Annotated in this window: 17 protein-coding genes; 10 read left to right on the top strand and 7 right to left on the bottom strand. The window is 70.5% G+C overall.

Annotated elements, in window-relative coordinates; all coding sequences use genetic code 11:
• Positions 1-2 precede the first annotated feature (2 nt).
• Together fdhD and SK224_RS02120 are read left to right on the top strand one after the other, a co-directional pair.
• Complete coding sequence (gene fdhD, locus SK224_RS02125) at positions 3-866, top strand: formate dehydrogenase accessory sulfurtransferase FdhD (RefSeq protein ID WP_320433179.1); 864 nt, start codon at positions 3-5, stop codon at positions 864-866.
• 39 nt (positions 867-905) lie between these two features.
• Entirely contained in the window at positions 906-2303 is a 1398-nt protein-coding gene (locus SK224_RS02120) for an L-serine ammonia-lyase (RefSeq protein WP_320433178.1), read from the top strand.
• An 8-nt stretch (positions 2304-2311) separates the two neighbouring features.
• Here SK224_RS02120 and SK224_RS02115 read toward each other — a convergent pair whose 3' ends face one another.
• Positions 2312-2746, bottom strand: a complete 435-nt coding sequence (locus SK224_RS02115; RefSeq protein WP_234074534.1) for a MarR family winged helix-turn-helix transcriptional regulator — start codon at positions 2744-2746, stop codon at positions 2312-2314.
• Between the two features lie 39 nt (positions 2747-2785).
• Between SK224_RS02115 and SK224_RS02110 the strand changes: the two genes are divergently transcribed.
• Together SK224_RS02110 and SK224_RS02105 are read left to right on the top strand one after the other, a co-directional pair.
• Positions 2786-4606 carry a DUF2207 domain-containing protein gene (locus SK224_RS02110; RefSeq protein WP_320433177.1) on the top strand — a complete coding sequence of 607 codons (1821 nt, stop codon included), beginning with the start codon at positions 2786-2788 and terminating at the stop codon, positions 4604-4606.
• Between the two features lie 71 nt (positions 4607-4677).
• Positions 4678-5964 carry an MFS transporter gene (locus tag SK224_RS02105; protein WP_320433176.1) on the top strand — a complete coding sequence of 429 codons (1287 nt, stop codon included), beginning with the start codon at positions 4678-4680 and terminating at the stop codon, positions 5962-5964.
• On the opposite strand, the gene SK224_RS02100 is transcribed toward SK224_RS02105, so the two are convergent.
• The gene (locus tag SK224_RS02100; protein ID WP_320433175.1) at positions 5961-6998 is read right to left on the bottom strand and encodes an alpha/beta hydrolase; all 1038 of its coding nucleotides are present in this window, start codon (positions 6996-6998) and stop codon (positions 5961-5963) included. The two genes, SK224_RS02105 and SK224_RS02100, sit on opposite strands and share 4 nt — an antisense overlap.
• Positions 6999-7108: 110 nt before the next feature.
• Here SK224_RS02100 and SK224_RS02095 point away from each other — a divergent pair, with 110 nt between their 5' ends.
• On the top strand, positions 7109-8230 hold the full coding sequence (locus SK224_RS02095; protein WP_320433174.1) for an AraC family transcriptional regulator: 1122 nt from the start codon (positions 7109-7111) through the stop codon (positions 8228-8230).
• Here SK224_RS02095 and SK224_RS02090 read toward each other — a convergent pair.
• The gene (locus SK224_RS02090) at positions 8114-8728 is read right to left on the bottom strand and encodes a GNAT family N-acetyltransferase (RefSeq protein WP_320433173.1); all 615 of its coding nucleotides are present in this window, start codon (positions 8726-8728) and stop codon (positions 8114-8116) included. The genes SK224_RS02095 and SK224_RS02090 overlap by 117 nt on opposite strands.
• A gap of 39 nt (positions 8729-8767) precedes the next feature.
• Between SK224_RS02090 and SK224_RS02085 the strand changes: the two genes are divergently transcribed.
• The 3 genes from SK224_RS02085 to SK224_RS02075 all read left to right on the top strand — a co-directional run bounded on the left by SK224_RS02085 (position 8768) and on the right by SK224_RS02075 (position 10654).
• The gene (locus tag SK224_RS02085; protein WP_320433172.1) at positions 8768-9415 is read left to right on the top strand and encodes a TetR/AcrR family transcriptional regulator; all 648 of its coding nucleotides are present in this window, start codon (positions 8768-8770) and stop codon (positions 9413-9415) included.
• A gap of 330 nt (positions 9416-9745) precedes the next feature.
• A complete protein-coding gene (locus tag SK224_RS02080) occupies positions 9746-9892 on the top strand; it encodes a hypothetical protein (protein ID WP_320433171.1) in 147 nt (48 codons plus the stop codon).
• Positions 9893-10021: 129 nt separating this feature from the next.
• Positions 10022-10654: a LysE family translocator gene (locus SK224_RS02075; protein WP_320433170.1), complete on the top strand. Its 633-nt coding sequence runs from the start codon at positions 10022-10024 to the stop codon at positions 10652-10654.
• A gap of 7 nt (positions 10655-10661) precedes the next feature.
• Here the strand turns inward: SK224_RS02075 and SK224_RS02070 are convergent, their stop codons facing one another.
• Genes SK224_RS02070 through SK224_RS02060 form a run of 3 tightly spaced genes read right to left on the bottom strand, consistent with a single transcriptional unit; the run spans position 10662 to position 12519 of the window.
• Positions 10662-11312 carry a cation transporter gene (locus SK224_RS02070; protein ID WP_320433169.1) on the bottom strand — a complete coding sequence of 217 codons (651 nt, stop codon included), beginning with the start codon at positions 11310-11312 and terminating at the stop codon, positions 10662-10664.
• Positions 11309-11653, bottom strand: a complete 345-nt coding sequence (locus tag SK224_RS02065) for a metalloregulator ArsR/SmtB family transcription factor (RefSeq protein WP_320433168.1) — start codon at positions 11651-11653, stop codon at positions 11309-11311. The genes SK224_RS02070 and SK224_RS02065 overlap by 4 nt, the downstream gene beginning before the upstream one ends.
• 47 nt (positions 11654-11700) lie before the next feature.
• On the bottom strand, positions 11701-12519 hold the full coding sequence (locus tag SK224_RS02060) for an alpha/beta hydrolase (protein WP_320433167.1): 819 nt from the start codon (positions 12517-12519) through the stop codon (positions 11701-11703).
• A 133-nt stretch (positions 12520-12652) separates the two neighbouring features.
• Between SK224_RS02060 and pgl the strand changes: the two genes are divergently transcribed.
• Both pgl and SK224_RS02050 read left to right on the top strand, forming a co-directional pair.
• Complete coding sequence (gene pgl / locus SK224_RS02055) at positions 12653-13381, top strand: 6-phosphogluconolactonase (protein WP_320433166.1); 729 nt, start codon at positions 12653-12655, stop codon at positions 13379-13381.
• Between the two features lie 31 nt (positions 13382-13412).
• Complete coding sequence (locus tag SK224_RS02050) at positions 13413-15125, top strand: long-chain-fatty-acid--CoA ligase (RefSeq protein ID WP_320433165.1); 1713 nt, start codon at positions 13413-13415, stop codon at positions 15123-15125.
• 1 nt (position 15126) lies between these two features.
• Here the strand turns inward: SK224_RS02050 and SK224_RS02045 are convergent, their stop codons facing one another.
• Complete coding sequence (locus tag SK224_RS02045) at positions 15127-16101, bottom strand: hypothetical protein (protein ID WP_320433164.1); 975 nt, start codon at positions 16099-16101, stop codon at positions 15127-15129.
• Positions 16102-16176 lie beyond the last annotated feature (75 nt).

The raw sequence follows: 16176 nt of genomic DNA, 5'->3' as shown, positions 1-16176 counted from the left end.
GCATGGGAAGACTCACCGAGCGCACACCGGTCACACGCATCGCCTTCACGGACGACGGCGTCTCGACACGTCGCCGCGCGGACACGGTCGTCGTGGAGGAACCGCTGGAGGTGCGCGTGAGCGGGGAGCCGCTCGTCGTGACGATGCGCACCCCGGGTCACGATCTCGAGCTGGCCGCCGGGTTCCTCGCGGGGGAGGGCGTCATCGCCGCCGGCTCCGACGTCCGCAGCGCGATCCACTGCGGAGGGCCGGGAAGCACCCCCGTCGGTGCACCCCAGAGCGAGAACACCTACAACGTGCTCGACATGGCCCTCGCGCCCGGCAGCGAGATCCCCGCCAAGGATGCGGCCCGCAACTTCTACACGACGAGCTCCTGCGGCGTCTGCGGAGCCGCATCCATCGAACAGATCACCAAGGTGTCACGTTTCGACCTGTCCGCCGACGACAGCCGCGCTCCCGCGCGGTGGCTCGCCTCGCTCCCCGACACGTTGCGCAGCGGTCAGGCACTGTTCGAGAAGACGGGTGGTCTGCACGCGGCGGCGCTCTTCGACATCGCGACGGGCGAGATGCTCGTCCTGCGTGAGGACGTCGGGCGCCACAACGCCGTCGACAAGGTGATCGGCTGGGCGCTGCTCGCCGACCGGCTGCCGCTGGTAGGCACGGTACTGCAGGTGTCGGGCCGTGCGAGTTTCGAGCTCGCGCAGAAGGCGATCATGGCGGGCATCCCCGTGCTGGCCGCCGTCTCGGCGCCCTCCTCGCTCGCTGTGGAGCTGGCGTCGTCGATGCACCTCACGCTCGTGGGGTTCTCCCGCGGGACGTCTCTGAACGTCTACGCGAGCCCCGAGCGGATCGCCGTCGAGGAGTGACCCGGCCGCGTCCGGAGGAGCCGAGCGTAGGCTGACGGGGTGAGCGCATACGTCTCGGCGTTCGAGCTGTTCTCCATCGGTGTCGGACCTTCGAGCTCCCACACCGTCGGGCCGATGCGCGCCGCCGGGGTCTTCGCCGGCCGACTCGCGGATGCGGGGCTACTGGAGCGCGTGGATCGTGTGCGGTGCGAGCTGTTCGGCTCCCTGGGCGCGACGGGCATCGGGCACGGCACCCCCGACGCGATCGTCGCGGGGCTCGCGGGCCACCGCCCCGACACGGTGGATCCCGACCTCGTGCGCGGCGCCTGGTCGGCCATTGGTGACGACGCGAGGCTCATGCTCGCCGGCATCCACTCGATCCGCTTCCGCGCGGACGACATCGTGCTTTCGCCCCGCGTGCGTCGTCCCGAGCACCCGAACGCCCTCACGCTGACGGCATGGGATGCGGCGGGCGAGCCCGTCGCGACCGAGACCTACTTCTCGATCGGCGGCGGCTTCATCCGCCGCGACGGCGAGGCGGCAGCTGCCCCTGCGGCCGTGCCCCACCCGTACTCCAGCGCCGCCCAACTGCTCGCGCTCTGCGCCGAGACCGGCCTCTCCATCGCGGAGATCGCCCGCCGCAACGAGGAAGCCTGGCGCAGCGAGGACGAGGTGCGCGCCGGCCTCGACGCGATCTGGGCCGCGATGAGCGCCTGCATCGCGGCGGGGCTCGCCCACGACGGCGTGCTCCCCGGCCAGCTCGGCGTGAAGCGTCGCGCCGGCTCGCTGCGTGCGCAGCTCGAGAGCGCGCAGGCGATCGGCCACCGCGAGCTCCCCGGCGAGTGGCTGGGAGCCTTCGCGCTCGCCGTCAACGAGGAGAACGCCGCCGGCGGGCGGGTGGTGACGGCGCCCACGAACGGGGCTGCCGGCATCCTTCCCGCCGTCGCCATGTACTGGTGGCGCTTCCTCGCGGATGCGGGCGTCGGCCTCGACCGGGCGATCGCCGACGACGAACGGCCGCGCGGCATCCGGCGCTTCCTGCTGACGGCCACCGCGCTCGGATCCTTGTTCAAAGCGAACGCCTCGATCTCCGGGGCGGAGGGCGGATGCCAGGCCGAGGTCGGCTCGGCCTGCGCGATGGCGGCGGGCGGTCTCACCGCCGTCATGGGCGGCACCCCCGCGCAGATCGAGAACGCCGCCGAGATCGCGATGGAGCACCATCTGGGTCTCACCTGCGACCCCGTCGGAGGGCTCGTGCAGATCCCGTGCATCGAACGCAATGCGATCGCCGCCGCCACCGCGGTCACCGCCGCCCGACTCGCGCTGCGCGGCGACGGGTCGCACTACGTCTCGCTGGACACGGTCGTCGAGACGATGCGTCAGACCGGCATCGACATGTCGACGAAGTACAAGGAGACGAGCGAGGGCGGTCTCGCCGTCAACGTCATCGAGTGCTGAGCGGGCGCTCAGTCCCGACGGGGCCGGAGCTTCTGCGTGAGATCCAGCAGGGTGCGCAGCTCATCGTCGTCGAGGGTCGACATGTGCTCGGCGATCGATCGGCTGTGCACGGCCGCGATGGAGCGGAACAGACGCGCACCCGTGTCGGTGGCTCGGACGATGGCGCCGCGGCCGTCGTCGGGGTCGGTGCACTTGGAGAGCAGCCCGCGGGCGACCATCCGGTCGACCAGGCGCGAGACGCTGGGCTGGCTGATGAGCATGTTGCGCGTCACGTCGCGCAGCCGCGCCGACATGTCGGGCGCCCGGGTGACGGTCAGGAGCACGTCGTACTCGCCCTGCTGCAGGCCGCTCTGCTCGAAGTCGGCACCCACCTCAGCGAAGATCTCGTGCTGGGCCCGGAACAGGCTCTCCCAGGCGTCGATGGCCAGACGGCGGTCGCTCATGCCCGATAGCGTACGCCGTGCCCGGCATAGGCTGGTGCCATGATCGCTGGGGCAATCACGCGCGTCATCGCCGCCGCATCCGCTCTCGCCCTCGCTCTGACAGTGACGGGATTCGCCGCCGCACCGCAGGCGCCCGCACCCCCGAAACCCGCCACGATCGTTCACGCCGGCGTCGACGACTTCACGTTCCGCAGCCTCGACGTCGATTACACGCTGACCCGCGCGGACGACGGCACCTCCCGGCTGCACGTCGTCGAGCGTTTCGTCGCCGAGTTCCCCGACACCGACCAGAACCACGGCATGCGCCGCGCCATCCCCGACACGTACAACGGCCAGCCGCTGCGGCCCGAACTCGTCTCCGTCACCGACGAGACGGGCGCGCCGCGAGACGCCGAGGTGGACAGCGACGACGGAACGTGGAGCGTGACCTCGCGCGTCGACGGATTCGTGCACGGCGCGCAGACCTACGTCTTCACCTACGACCTGAGCAATGTCGCCTGGTACTTCCCGAAGACGGGGACGGAGGAGTTCTACTGGGACGTGAACGGCGTCGAGTGGGGGCAGAGTTTCGGCTCCGTCTCCGCGACCCTCCACGTCGATCCCGCGCTCGCCGACTCCCTCACCGGCCAGGCCGCCTGCTACGTCGGCATGCAGGGGGACACGACGACGTGCCCGATCACTCTCGATACGGATGCGGCGGCCGCATCCGTATCGGTGGCGAACGTCGCGCCGCGCCAGACGGTCACGCTGTCAGTGGGGTTCGAGCCGGGCACCTTCGTGATGTTCGACAGCAGCTACTTCGCCTCCGGCTGGGGCTGGGCCCAGAGCGGGTCGTTCCTGGCTCTCCTGGGCGCGTTCGCATGGGCGATCGTCGTCTGGCGTCGGGTGCTGCGCGACTCTCCTGGACGCGGCGTCGTGGTCGCCGAGTACGAACCTCCTGCAGGCGTCACACCCCTGACCGCCGCAGTGCTGTTGTCGAAGCTCTCGAAAGCCGCGCCCGCGGCTCTGCTGGAACTCGCCGTGCGGGGCGCGATCCGCATCGAGGAGGTGCCGGGCGGATCCCGCGCGCGCCCCAAGCTGCGGGCGGTGCTGGTGGATCCCTCCCTCGCCCGTGAGGACGGCCGCGAATTCATCGACGCGCTGTTCGACGAGGACGCCCCGCCCGGCGCCGAGTTCGCGTTCGGTGAGCGCAGCACGCGCCTCGCGAAGACGGCGGAGAACATGCGGATGTGGGCGGGGGCCGAGTTGGACGAGCGCGGCATGTATCGCAGTGTGCCGCCGGGGCGCAGGCGACCGGCTGTCTGGGCGCTGATCCTCACGACGGCCGCGACCATCGTCACGGGCGCACTGGCGCTGTCCGCGCAGGTCGACCCGGCCGCTCCCGTGGCCATGTTCATCGTCGGGGCGCTGATCGGTGCCATCGGTTTCCTCCTGCTGGCGCACCGTCCCGTGAGCCCCGAGGGTGCCGAGACCCGGGAACGGCTCGCGGGGCTGCGGCTCTTCATCAGCTGGGCGGAGGCCGACCGCATCCGCATGCTGCAGTCGCCTCAGACAGCCGAGCGTCGTCCGGTCGACGCGACGGATGCAGCGGCGGTCCTCGCGATCTACGAGCCGCTGCTGCCCTATGCGGTGGTGTTCGGCCTGGAGAAGCAGTGGGCGGCCCAGCTGGCCGTCTACTACGAGAGCACCGGCGCGCCTCTCTGGTACGCCGGAGCGACCGCCTTCAACGTGAGCGCCTTCACGAGCGGCGTCAGTTCACTCTCGGCCGCGGCCGTCTCCAGTTCGAGCAGCTCCGGCGGCTCGACCGGGGGCGGCTCCGCCGGCGGGGGCGGTGGCGGAGGCGGCGGAGGCGGCGTCTGAGCGCTCGGTAGAATAAGGTCGATGTCTTTCGCTCGCGGAGTGCGCCCCTTCCCGGCTGCCCCGCACCCGAAATGACCGACTACGGAGCCTCGACCGGCACGATTCGCGTCCCGGGCCCGGCTCGCGGGGCCCTGCCCTGGATCATCTGGGTCGCCGGCGCGTTCACCTACCTCGTCGCGATCGTGGGTCGCAGTTCGCTGGCGGGTCTCGGCACCGACATGGCGGTGCGGTTCGACGCCGGATCCAGCACGCTCGCGCTGTTCACCACGCTCCAGCTGATGGTCTACGGCGCCATGCAGATCCCGGCGGGTCTGCTGCTGGATCGCTGGGGTGCCCGCGTCATCGGAACGGTCGGGATGCTGACGATGGCCGGAGGCTCGCTGTGGCTGGCGTTCGCCCCCGACGTGCCCTCCGCGATCCTGGCGCGCCTTCTGACCGGGGCCGGCGACGCGCTGATCTTCCCCAGCGTCTTGCGTCTCATCGCACTCTGGCTGCCCGCTAAGCGCGTGCCGGTGCTGCAGCAGATCACCGCGCAGTTCGGTCAGCTCGGCCAGGTGCTCAGCGTGGTGCTGCTCACATCCCTCGCCCACGGTATCGGCTGGGAGAGCGCCTTCGCCGCCGTCGCCGGAGTCTTCGTCGTCTTCGCCGTTCTCGACGCGCTGATCATCCGCGAGCGGGGTCGGCCCGTGGCCGTCGGCGGCAGGCCGCGCCCACGCCAGCTTGCGCTGGTCGTCGCGGCGCTGCGCGAGCCCGGCACGCGCCTCGGGTTCTGGATCCACTTCGTGACGCCGTTCGCCGGCACGGCGTTCGCGCTGCTGTGGGGCATTCCCTTCCTCATGGCGGGCGAGGGGCTCTCGCGCGATGCGGCCGCGGGCCTGGTGACCGTGTTCGTGCTGAGCGGCGCGGTGTTCGCCCCTCTGATGGGCATGCTCTCGGCCGCGCATCCCGGTCGCCGAGCGCTGATCGCTCTGGGCTCCGTCGTGGCCCAGGCGGTAGCGCTGGCCGCTGTGCTCATCACCCCGGGCGAGGCTCCGCTGTGGTTGCTCGTCGTGTGGGTCGTCACCCTCTCCAGCGGCGGCGCCGCATCCATGATCGCCTTCGACGTGGTGCGCCGGGACAACCCGCTCTCACGCCTGTCGACCGCGACCGGCGTGGTCAACATGGGCGGCTTCATCGCGGCGCTCGTGCTCGTCTACGTGATCGGGGTCGTGCTCGATCTGCAGGGCGCCGATCCCGCCGCGTACACACGGGACCAGTTGCGGTTGGCCATGAGCGCGACGTTCGCGCTGTGGGTCGTGGGCACGGTCGGGGTGGTCGTCGAGTCCCGTGCGCGCAGGCGCGCGCACGGCGTGTACTAACGCGTCAGACGCGCCGCGCGCATGCCCGCCACGAGCGCATCGACCGCTTCGGTCAGGGCCGCGCTGCTCGTCCGGCCGACGCCGGTGGCGTTGACGAACGCGTGGATGTGGCCGGGCACGACCTGCAGTGTGGTCGGCACTCGCGCCGCGCGCAGACGCTCGGCGTACGCGATGCCCTCGTCGCGCAGCACGTCGAAGCCCGAAACGGCGACGTGGGCAGGCGGTTGTCCCGCCAGCTCGCCCAACAGGGGTGACGCGCGAGGGTCCGTGCGGTCGGCGGGGCGAGGCAGGTAGTGCTGGATGTACCAGTCCATCTGCCGTTCGGTGAGGAAGTAGCCCTCGCCGAAGAGGGAGTAGGACCTGTGCTTCTTGCTCGTGTCGGTGACGGGGAAGAAGAGCAGCTGGAAATCCGGTGGGGCATCGGCGGTCAGCTGGCAGACGGCCGCACTCAGGTTGCCGCCGGCGCTGTCGCCCGCGACGGCGACCGTCGTGCCCCACTCCGGGTGATCGCGTACCCAGCGGTACGCGTCGACAGCGTCTTCGACGCCCGCGGGGAACGGATGCTCGGGAGCCAGCCGGTAGTCGACCGACACGACGCGCAGATCGGTGTGTGCGGCGATGAAGCGGCACACGGAGTCGCACGACGTGAGAGAGCCGACCACCCAGCCGCCGCCGTGGAAGTAGACCACGGTGCCGCTCGGCGCTCTCGTCGCCGACCCCTGATAGAGACGTGCGCCGACGCCACCGCCGCGCGTCGGGATGCGGATGTCCTCGACGAGGGCGACGGGATCGCTGCGCCCGAAGATCCGCGCCTCCGCATCCACCTGCGCGCGGGCCTGCGCCAGCGGCAGTTCCTCGAAGGCGGCGCCGGGAAGCGCGTTGAGCAGCCGGAGCGCCATCTGCACCTCGGTGAGTAGGCGCTGGCCGTCGATCTCGACCGGCCGGCCGGCGATGAGGCGTTGGAGAGGGGCGGGCAGCGCCCCGAGCGTGCGGATGACGGCGCGCGTGACGCGCTCCTGTGCGGTGGGGCTCACGGGCGTCCTCTTCGTCGGTTGGGTGCGCAACACGTTAAGGGGTGCTTCTGGCGCGCTGCGGGCTTCGACGGTCGTTCCTGCGGACCTCGGAGGTCAGAGAGAATGACCCCATGAGCGTCCCCCGGACGGCCACGGTCGGCCCTCACCTCCTTCGCCATCTCCTCAGCCTCGCTGACGAGCGCGGCGTGAGCATCGACGACGCGCTGCGTCGTGCGGGCGTCGACCGCGCCTCTCTCGATGCCGACAGCACGCGGGTCTCGCTGTCGCAGATGCGGCTGATCGTCGCCGCGGCGGGCACAGCTCTCGACGATTCCGCTCTCGGAGTCGAGCTCGGGCGGCGGCAGCCGGTGACCGTCCTCGGGATGCTTGGGCTGGCGATGCTGTCGGCCTCCCGCATCCGCGACGCGATCGAGGTCGCCGTGCGGTTCCAGATGTTGGCCGGCTCTCCGGTGCGCTGGCGTCTGGAACAGCATGGGCGCTCGCTCGCGGTGGTCGCCGAAACCTACACCGGTGACGCGTCCGTGGATCGGGTGCTGATCGACGCCGCCTTCGCTCACTTCACGCGCATGGTGCACGACGTCTCCGCGGGCGCGGCGCGACCGGAGCGCATCGATCTCGCGCGTGCGCGGCCGGCGGATGCGGGGGCCTATGAACGCGGCCTGGGTGCACCGGTGCGGTTCGCGGCCGCGCAGGACGCCTGGTGGATGGATGGGCGTCTGGCCGAGCGATCGAACCCATACGCGGATCGGTGGACGTTCGCGGCGACGTGCGCCGGGCTCGAGGCGGAGGCGGCGTCGGCGGTGGATCGTCGCGAGCTGGTCGCCCGGATCGCCGCCCGGATCGCGGCGGAGCTGCCGGAAGTGCTCCCCCTCACGACACACGCGCGTGCCGCATCGATGAGCGAGCGCACTCTCCGGCGGCGTCTCGCCGATGCCGGCACGTCCTACGGCGCGCTCGTCGACGATCAGCGGCGCCGCTTGACGGAGCGGCTGCTCGCCGCATCCGCTCCGTCGTTGGGCGAGGTGGCGGCTGCAGCCGGCTTCGCGGATGCGCGGTCGCTGCGGCGCGCGACCCGGCGGTGGGTGGGGATGTCGCCGGCCGAGTGGCGTCGTGCCTCAGCCCGCCGGACGGCGGAGCATCGCGACCGGCCGGGCCCCGGGAAGGCCCGTGATGGGAGCGAGTTCCTCGAAGCCGAGTCGCCGGTACAGGCGCCGGTTGTCGGGGGTCGATGACTCGAGGTACGCGTTCTGGCGCATGGTGTCGAGCGCGCGCAGGTGTGTGGAGAGCAGGGCAGCTCCCACGCCTCGACCGCGGGCGCGGGAGCTGACGCCGATCTCGGCCAGGTACCAGTGCGGCACCGTCGGCCGGTATCGCTCCATCCGGCTCAGCAGTCCGAATGCGCGGCCGAGCCGCATCCATCCGATCGAGCGGACGAAGAGGGGGAGCCGCTGCGCGAGACGCCCGAGCGCCCCGCGGCGTGCTTCGGGTCCTTCCCACGCCGCGACGCCCAGCAGCTCGCCGTCGGCGTCGCGGGCGAGGTCGACCGTCCCCGTCGCGTAGGGGCCGGCGCTCAGCGTGCCCTCGAACAAATCCGTCAATCGCTCGCGTCGGCGGTCGCGCTGCGGCACGATGACCCCGAGAACCGGGTCGTGCTCGAAGGCCTCGGCGAGGATCGCGGCCGCGAGGCGCAGTTCCTCGGCGCGGGCGGGAGTGATGATGATGTCCGACATGGCGACTCCAATTGGTCCGAGTGGATAAAACTAGTATGAATGCGGGGATCGACCATCGGCTCGGAGGATGCTGTGAAGGATGAAGCGCAGTCGCGGCCCTATCTCGGAGTGGCCGAACGTCGCAGACAACTCCTGGATGCGGCGGTGGAGGTCATGGTCGAGGACGGCGCCGGCGCTCTGTCCTTGCGCTCGGTGGCGCAACGTGCCGGCGTGGCGCATCGTGTGGTGAACTACGCGTTCGGGTCGAAGGCCGCTCTTGTCGCCGCGTTGCTGGATCGGGAGTCCGAGCGCCTCGCCGCGCGGGTCTGGGCTGAGCCGTTGCCTGCCGAGACGTTGGAGGTGGCGGTGGCCGTGGCGCTGGGGTCCTTCTTGGCGGAGGTGCGCTCCGACCCCCGTAGGTTCGAGCGGCTGGCGGAACTGACCGCTCTCGCCCGTGCATCCGACGCTCTGGTGGACGCGGCCCGTGCCGAATCCGCCGCGTATCGGCGGATGATCGCGGAGCGGCTCGAGATCTGGCGTGCGCAGCAAGGTGTCCGTCTGGCATCGCCGCAGGTGGTGGTCTCGGCGATCCATGCGGCGGCGGACGGGCTCGCGGGGTGGTGGCTCACGACGCGGGATGACGCTCAGGTCGAGGCGGTGATCACGGTGCTTGCTGGCGGTTTCGCGAGTGTTCCGGTGACGCAGTAAGGGCCGGTCGGAGAGGCTTCCGACCGGCCCTTGTCCCTTTGCACCAAGAGTGTCCTGCAATCACATGTCGGTAGCTGCCACAGCAAAACAACTACCGTGCGAGCACTCTATAACGGTGAGATAACGGAGGGGAAGAGGTTTCCGTTACCTTTTCGTGATTCTTTGCTGACGCATAGGTGGAGCCCAGGTTTCGCGGGAGTTCCCGGTCGGGCGGCGGGTGCTGAGTTGTGCACCATGTGCGTGCTGCGCAACCCCCCTGTGCAGGTCGCAACGAAGGAGTGGACTGGACGTGTCCCGAATCCGAAGGCAACGAACACGAGGGAGACCGTGATGAGCAACGTCGAGAACACCGGACGCGACGAGCACAACGAGAAGACCCACGACTCCGCCGCATCCGGCGGGTCGGAGTCGCAGGAAGAGGGCGAGGCGGCGATGGACGCCGCCGAGGAAGCGGTCGTCGACCACGGTCGCGACTGACCGCATCCGTGACGGCGAGGGTGAAGGGTTGACGCCGATCGGCTGTTCGCGCTCGCAGGCCGCGACGTTCGAACGGCTGGGTCGGAGCCACTGACTCCGCCGCAAGCGACCGACCGCTAGAGTTCGGCCATGATCCCGTTCGAGAACCTGGTCGCCTTCGTCGTGACGTCGGTGGTGATCATCGTGATCCCCGGGCCCAGCGTGCTTTTCGTCATCGGACGCTCGATCGCGCTCGGGCGTCGGGCGGGCGTTCTCAGCGTCGTCGGAAACGCCCTCGGCACGGTGCCCGCGGTCGTGGCGGTCGCCTTCGGCGTCGGCGCGATCGTCGCGGCATCCGTCGTCGCCTTCACGATCATCAAGATCGCCGGTGCCGCGTACCTCGTCTGGCTCGGGATCCAGGCGATCCGTCACCGCCGCGCCCGCGTGGACGGTGTCGACCGGGCCCCGGTCTCGACCTTCACGCTCCTGCGCCAGGGATTCGTCGTGGGGCTCACCAACCCCAAGACCATCGCGTTCTTCGTGGCGGTCCTGCCGCAGTTCGTCGACCCGGCGGCCGGGACGGTGTGGCTGCAACTGTTGCTGCTGGGTCTCATCTTCCAGACGCTCGCTCTCGTGTGCGACAGCGTGTGGGCGCTCGCCGCGGGGACGGCGCGTGCCTGGTTCGCCCGTTCGCGGCGCCGTATCTCCGCACTCTCCGGCGCCGGGGGCGTCATGATGATCGGCCTCGGAGGAGTGCTGGCCGTCAGCGGCTCGAAGAGCTGAACCGCGCTCAGTGCTCGTTCTCGAGCACCATTCCGACCGAGGTCGCACAGGCGTCGCCGCGCCATGCCTCGACGCCCTCTCGGACGGCGAACGCGGCGATCACAAGGCCCGCGAGCGCGTCGGCCCACCACCATCCGAACGCGCTGTTGAGAACGAGCCCGAGCAGCACCGCGGCGGAGAGGTACGCGCACAGAAGCGTCTGGGTCGAGTCGGCGACGGCGGTGGCGGAGCCCGCTTCCCGGCCCGCGCGTCGCTCGGCGAGCGAGAGGAACGGCATGACCACGACGCTGAGCGCCGTGAGGACGATGCCGATGAGGGAGTGCTCCGCTTCGACGCGCGTCGTCAGCGCCCACGCCGACGACGCGGCGACGTACGCCGCGAGCGCGAAGAAGGCGACGGCGATCGCGCGGAGTGTGCTGCGCTCCCAGCGCTCCGGGTCTCGGCGGGTGAACTGCCAGGCGACCGCCGCCGCCGAGAGCACCTCGATCGTCGAGTCCAGACCGAATGCCACGAGCGCCGCCGAGGATGCGGCGGCGCCGGCGGCGAGTGCGACGGCCGCTTCGACGACGTTGTAGGCGATCGTCGCCGTCACGATCCAGCGGATGCGGCGCCGGAGCACGCGGAGGCGTTCGCTGCTGGGCGGGGTCGTCGTGCTCATGCGCAGGTGCAGGTCTCGCCCGCGCAGCAGCCCGGTTCGACGAAGAGGACGACCTTGAGCATCTCGTCCAGCGCGGGGATGAGGTGGCTGTCGGCGAGGCGATACCAGGTGCGACGGCCTTCAGGGATCGCTTCGACCAGGCCGCATCCGCGGAGGCACGCGAGCTGGTTGGACATCACCTGGCGTGAGACGCCGAGAGCGTCGGCGAGGTCGGACGGGTATGCCGGAGCCTCGCGCAGGGCCAGGAGGACCCCCGCGCGCGTCGGGTCAGAGAGGGCGTGTCCGAGCCGTGCCAGAGCCGCGGTGTGCGTCGCGGTGGCGCGGTTGAGCACGGAAGTCATGAGACGGATAGTACACGTAAACGTGAACTATGCAGAGAGTGTCGTGATCAGGCCCGAGCGGTGAGCCATTCATCGAGGATGCGGCGGAACTCGTTCGGCTTCTCCACCCAGGGGTAGTGGCCGCAATCGCTGATCATGGCGAGCTCGGCCCCCAACACCGCGGCGTACTCCTCGACGGGGCGCCGACCGGTGAGCAGGTCGACGTCGCCGCCGACGATGAGCGCGGGCGGCAGCGATGCGGTGCGGATGAGCTCGACCGCATTGGCCGGGATCTCTCGGAACCAGGCCTCCGCCGCGGCGAGACTCATCCGCCCGATGCTCGCGTGCGCCTGCTCGGCGGCGGTCCAGTGCGCATAGGTAGCGGGGGCTTGCCGGTGGAACACCTCCTCGAACGCGTCCTGGGTCTCGGGCTCGTCGTTCACGACGGATGCGTACCCGTCGATCCCCTCGACATCGGTGCGGAGCGCGACGATCTCCTCGCCGTCGTGCGTGGTGCCGGTCAGCCAGGTCGCGGGCGGCGTCACGAGGGCCAGGGAGCGCACCCTGTGGGGGAAGCGGGTCGCGACCGCGAGTGAAAGGCGCGTGCCCGCCGAATGGCCGATGATGTCGATCGCATCGAGGCCCAGCGCGTCGATCGCCGCGACGACGTCCTCGGCGTCCGTCCACCATCCTCGGGAGAGACCGCCGGATGCGGGCGTGCCGCGCGGGTGGAGCACGACGAGGGGGTGCTGTTCGCCGAGTCCGGCGAAATCGGTGAGGTACTCGGGTGGGCGGCACGGTCCGCCGGGGATGACGAGGACCGGGCGGCCTTCGGCGATTCCGAGCGGGGTGAGGGCAACGGGCAGGGAGGCGGTGCGGAGTTCCACTCGGCCAGTTTCCCAGCTGCCATGCACCGGATCGCATACGACCTGGGGTTGAATCGATGAGGGCGAGGTTGCTCGCCGCGAACACCGGCGGTACCCGCTCATCCGACCTCATCCGAGACGAGAGAAGTCCATCGTGACCTACGGTTCGATCACCACCTTCCCGCAGGCCGCGGACGTCGCCGCCGAGGCCGCCCGCGACGCGGTTCGCACGCTGGGCGCTGCGATCGAGGCGAACGGCAGCGCCGTGTGGGTGCTCGCCGGCGGAAGCTCGCCGATGGCGGCCTATGCGATCCTCGCGGCCCAGGATGCGGACGCGCTCGACTGGTCGAAGGTCACCGTCCTGATCGGTGACGAGCGCTCGGTGCCGATCAGCGACCCGCAATCGAACTGGGGCACGATCGCTCCCGCGCTGCTGGATCAGCCCGGATTCGACACCATGGTGCAGCTGCGTCCCGACACCGATGTCGACGAGGGCGAATCCGCGCGCCGGTACGCTGCGGCGATCGCAGCGCTGCCGAAGACGGATGCGGGTGCTCCGCGCCTGGACCTGGTCTGGCTCGGCGTCGGAGAAGACGGTCACACCCTGTCGCTGTTCCCCGGGCACCCCGACTTCCGCCCGGTCGACGAGCTCGTGATTCCGGTCCACAACTCGCCCAAGCCGCCGCCCACACGCATCACGCTCACGCTGAAGGCGCTCGACGGCGCGCAGCATGTGGTCGTGTTCGCGACGGGTGCAGGCAAGAAGGATGCTCTGGCGGAGGCGCTCGCCGACGGCGCCCTGCCGATCGCGGTCGTCGCGGCACATGTCACCGCGGTGGGCGGATCGGTGCAGTGGCTGTTCGACGAGGCTGCGGCCGGCTGAGCCGCTCGCTGCGCGCACGGGAGGAATGGACATGACCGCGGACACGATCTCCGGCTCGCCGCTGGAGGCCCGCCCCTGGATCGCTTCCTACGCAGAGGGGGTGCCGGCCGAGATCGAGCCCGTCACCGAGACGCTCGTCGACCTTCTCGACGCTGCCGTCTCGGGCTACGGCGACCGCGTCGCGCTGGAGTTCTTCGGCGCCGAGACGACGTACGCCGAGCTGGGGGAGCAGGTCTCCCGCGCCGCGAACGCCCTGCGCAAACTGGGCGTGCAGGCGGGGGACCGGGTCGCGCTCATCCTGCCGAACTGCCCCCAGCACGTCGTCGCGTTCTACGCGGCCCTGCGTATCGGGGCGATCGTCGTCGAGCACAACCCGCTCTACACGCCGCGCGAGCTGCGCCACCAGTTCGAGGTGCACGGCGCCGTGGTCGCGATCGTGTGGGACAAGGTCGCCGATACCGTCGCCGAGTTCCCCGAGGACGTCGCGCCCTCGGCGATCGTCTCGGTGCGGATGCCGGATGCGCTGCCCTTCGGCAAGCGCCTGGCGCTGCGGCTTCCGGTGTCCAAGGCTCGCGAGACGCGCGAGGCGATGACCACCCGCCCGCGCGCCCGCGGCCTGCTCGAGTGGTCCGACTTCGTGCGCGTGCGCAAGCTCCCGCGCAAGTGGCCGAAGCCGCGTCTCGACGACACCGCGCTCTTGCAGCTCACGAGCGGCACCACGGGCACGCCCAAGGCGGCGATCCTCTCGCACCGCAACCTCCGCTCGAACGCCGCGCAGGGGCGCGCGTGGGTCCCAGGGCTCACCGAAGGCGGCGAGGTGTTCTACGCCGTGCTGCCGCTGTTCCACGCGTACGGGCTCACCCTCTGCCTCACCTTCGCGATCTCGCTGGGTGCGCGCGTCGTGCTCTTCCCGAGGTTCGACGTGGATGCGGTCATCGCCGCCTCCACGAAATCGAGGCCGACATTCCTGCCCGCTGTGCCGCCGATCTACGACGCGCTCTCGCGAGCCAGCACTCGCAAGGGCGTCGATCTCTCCAGCATCCGCTTCGCGATCTCCGGGGCGACGAGCCTTCCGGTGCCCACGGTGACGCGTTGGGAGGAGGCGACGGGCGGACTTCTCGTGGAGGGCTACGGCATGACCGAGACCTCGCCGGTCGCACTCGGCAACCCGATCGGGCCATCGCGGCGCCCCGGCACGGTGGGTGTGCCTTTCCCGAGCACCGAGATCCGGGTCGTCGACCCCGACGACCCTCGCGTCGACCGTCCGGCCGGAGAGGCGGGGGAGCTGCTCATCCGCGGGCCGCAGGTGTTCCAGGGTTATTGGCAGCAGCCCGACGAGACGGCGGCCGTGTTGCTTCCGGGAGGCTGGCTGCGCACCGGTGACATCGTGACGGTCAGCGAGGACGGCTTCGTCACCGTCATCGACCGCGTCAAGGAGCTCATCATCACCGGTGGCTTCAACGTCAGCCCGACCGAGGTCGAGCAGGTACTGCTGCTGCATCCGGATGTGGCAGAGGCGGCCGTCGTCGGCATCCCGCGCCCTTCGGGTGGAGAGGATGTGGTGGCCGCGATCGTCACCCGCGAGGGCGCGGTCTTCGACGCGTCCGCGCTGCGAGACTTCGCGCGCACGCACATCACCTCGTACAAGGTGCCCAAGCGGATCGTGGAGGTGAAGGATCTGCCGCGGTCGCAGATCGGCAAGGTGCTGCGCCGGGTCGTCCGCGAGCGCCTGTCGTCCCGCTGAGTCAGGCGCGCGAGAGGGTCACCAGACCGCGGCGCGAGGCGGACTTCGCGAGCCCTTCCGTCTCGGCGAGACGAAGGGTGCGCGCAGGCAGCGGAGGAAGCTCGGATGCGATGCCCTTGGCCTGCTTCGCGATGCCCACCAGCAGTGCCAGGTCGACGCCGGGCGCGGTGACCTCGAGTCGCGCGTAGTCGCTCGTGGTGCCCCATCGCAGCCGCTCGATCTCGCTCAGCCGAAGCGCGTGTGTCGCCTCACCTGCCGTGATCCACATCCGGTCGCGTGATACGCGCACGCTCGCCTCGACCGAGCGTCTGCGCAACAGCGCGGTGACGATGAGGTAGGCCGGGAAGGCGAAGAGCGCCCCGAGCGCGAGGATCAGCAGGCGGGGTCCGAGTCGCTCGACGATGGTGCTGAACATGATGAGCGCCGTCGTGACGACCGCCCCCGTCACGACGATGGTGGCGACCATCCACACGGTGAGCTCCCGCATCCGCATCGGGATCGCCCGGAAGCGGACGATGACCGCATCGCCGTCGTTCTCCCAGGCGAGCGGTACCCGCGGCTGTGCTCGGGTCTTGCCCGGTAGGAGGTTGATGACGCGGTTGAGCAGCGTGATCCAGACCCACCCGGCGGCGGGCGGCAGCGCGAAGAGCACTCCCGTGTAGACCGCGCGTGGCGCGCCGGGGGCCAGCAGGTGCGGAACCAGCTCGATCGACGCGTACAGGGCCGGTGCGAGCGCGACGGCCACGAGCAGGTGGACGATCGCGCCGGTCGGATGCGGCATGCGCACCGTGAGGTTCACGAACCAGATCCCGCTCAGTGCCCCCGCGATGATCGACATCAGGTACGAGAAGAATCCGCCATCGGTGCGGTATCCGGGCAGTGCCGCCAGGATGCAGGCGACCGCCCAGACCAGCGGATTCAGGGCGATCCTCCGCAGCAGAGGCGGCCGTCTCGCCGCCTCGGCGGGGTCGTTCACCCGCCGATTCTATGAGGTCGCAGAAGCGCTCTGGAGGGCCCTGTGAGAACTAGCACTCTCCATGCGAGAGTGCTA

It is taken from the genome of Microbacterium sp. BG28 (genome assembly GCF_034044005.1).
Taxonomy (GTDB): Bacteria; Actinomycetota; Actinomycetes; order Actinomycetales; family Microbacteriaceae; genus Microbacterium.
Note: the sequence above shows the minus strand (reverse complement) of the source record. Positions and strands in the feature narration are given on the sequence as shown.

Coding starts and splice junctions, on each gene's coding strand:
- fdhD (WP_320433179.1), top strand. CDS start 3: ATGGGAAGACTCACCGAGCGCACACCGGTCACACGCATCGCCTTCACG.
- SK224_RS02115 (WP_234074534.1), bottom strand. CDS start 2,746: ATGAGCGACCGCCGTCTGGCCATCGACGCCTGGGAGAGCCTGTTCCGG.
- SK224_RS02110 (WP_320433177.1), top strand. CDS start 2,786: ATGATCGCTGGGGCAATCACGCGCGTCATCGCCGCCGCATCCGCTCTC.
- SK224_RS02105 (WP_320433176.1), top strand. CDS start 4,678: ATGACCGACTACGGAGCCTCGACCGGCACGATTCGCGTCCCGGGCCCG.
- SK224_RS02095 (WP_320433174.1), top strand. CDS start 7,109: ATGAGCGTCCCCCGGACGGCCACGGTCGGCCCTCACCTCCTTCGCCAT.
- SK224_RS02090 (WP_320433173.1), bottom strand. CDS start 8,728: ATGTCGGACATCATCATCACTCCCGCCCGCGCCGAGGAACTGCGCCTC.
- SK224_RS02085 (WP_320433172.1), top strand. CDS start 8,768: ATGCGGGGATCGACCATCGGCTCGGAGGATGCTGTGAAGGATGAAGCG.
- SK224_RS02080 (WP_320433171.1), top strand. CDS start 9,746: ATGAGCAACGTCGAGAACACCGGACGCGACGAGCACAACGAGAAGACC.
- SK224_RS02075 (WP_320433170.1), top strand. CDS start 10,022: ATGATCCCGTTCGAGAACCTGGTCGCCTTCGTCGTGACGTCGGTGGTG.
- SK224_RS02070 (WP_320433169.1), bottom strand. CDS start 11,312: ATGAGCACGACGACCCCGCCCAGCAGCGAACGCCTCCGCGTGCTCCGG.
- SK224_RS02065 (WP_320433168.1), bottom strand. CDS start 11,653: ATGACTTCCGTGCTCAACCGCGCCACCGCGACGCACACCGCGGCTCTG.
- SK224_RS02050 (WP_320433165.1), top strand. CDS start 13,413: ATGACCGCGGACACGATCTCCGGCTCGCCGCTGGAGGCCCGCCCCTGG.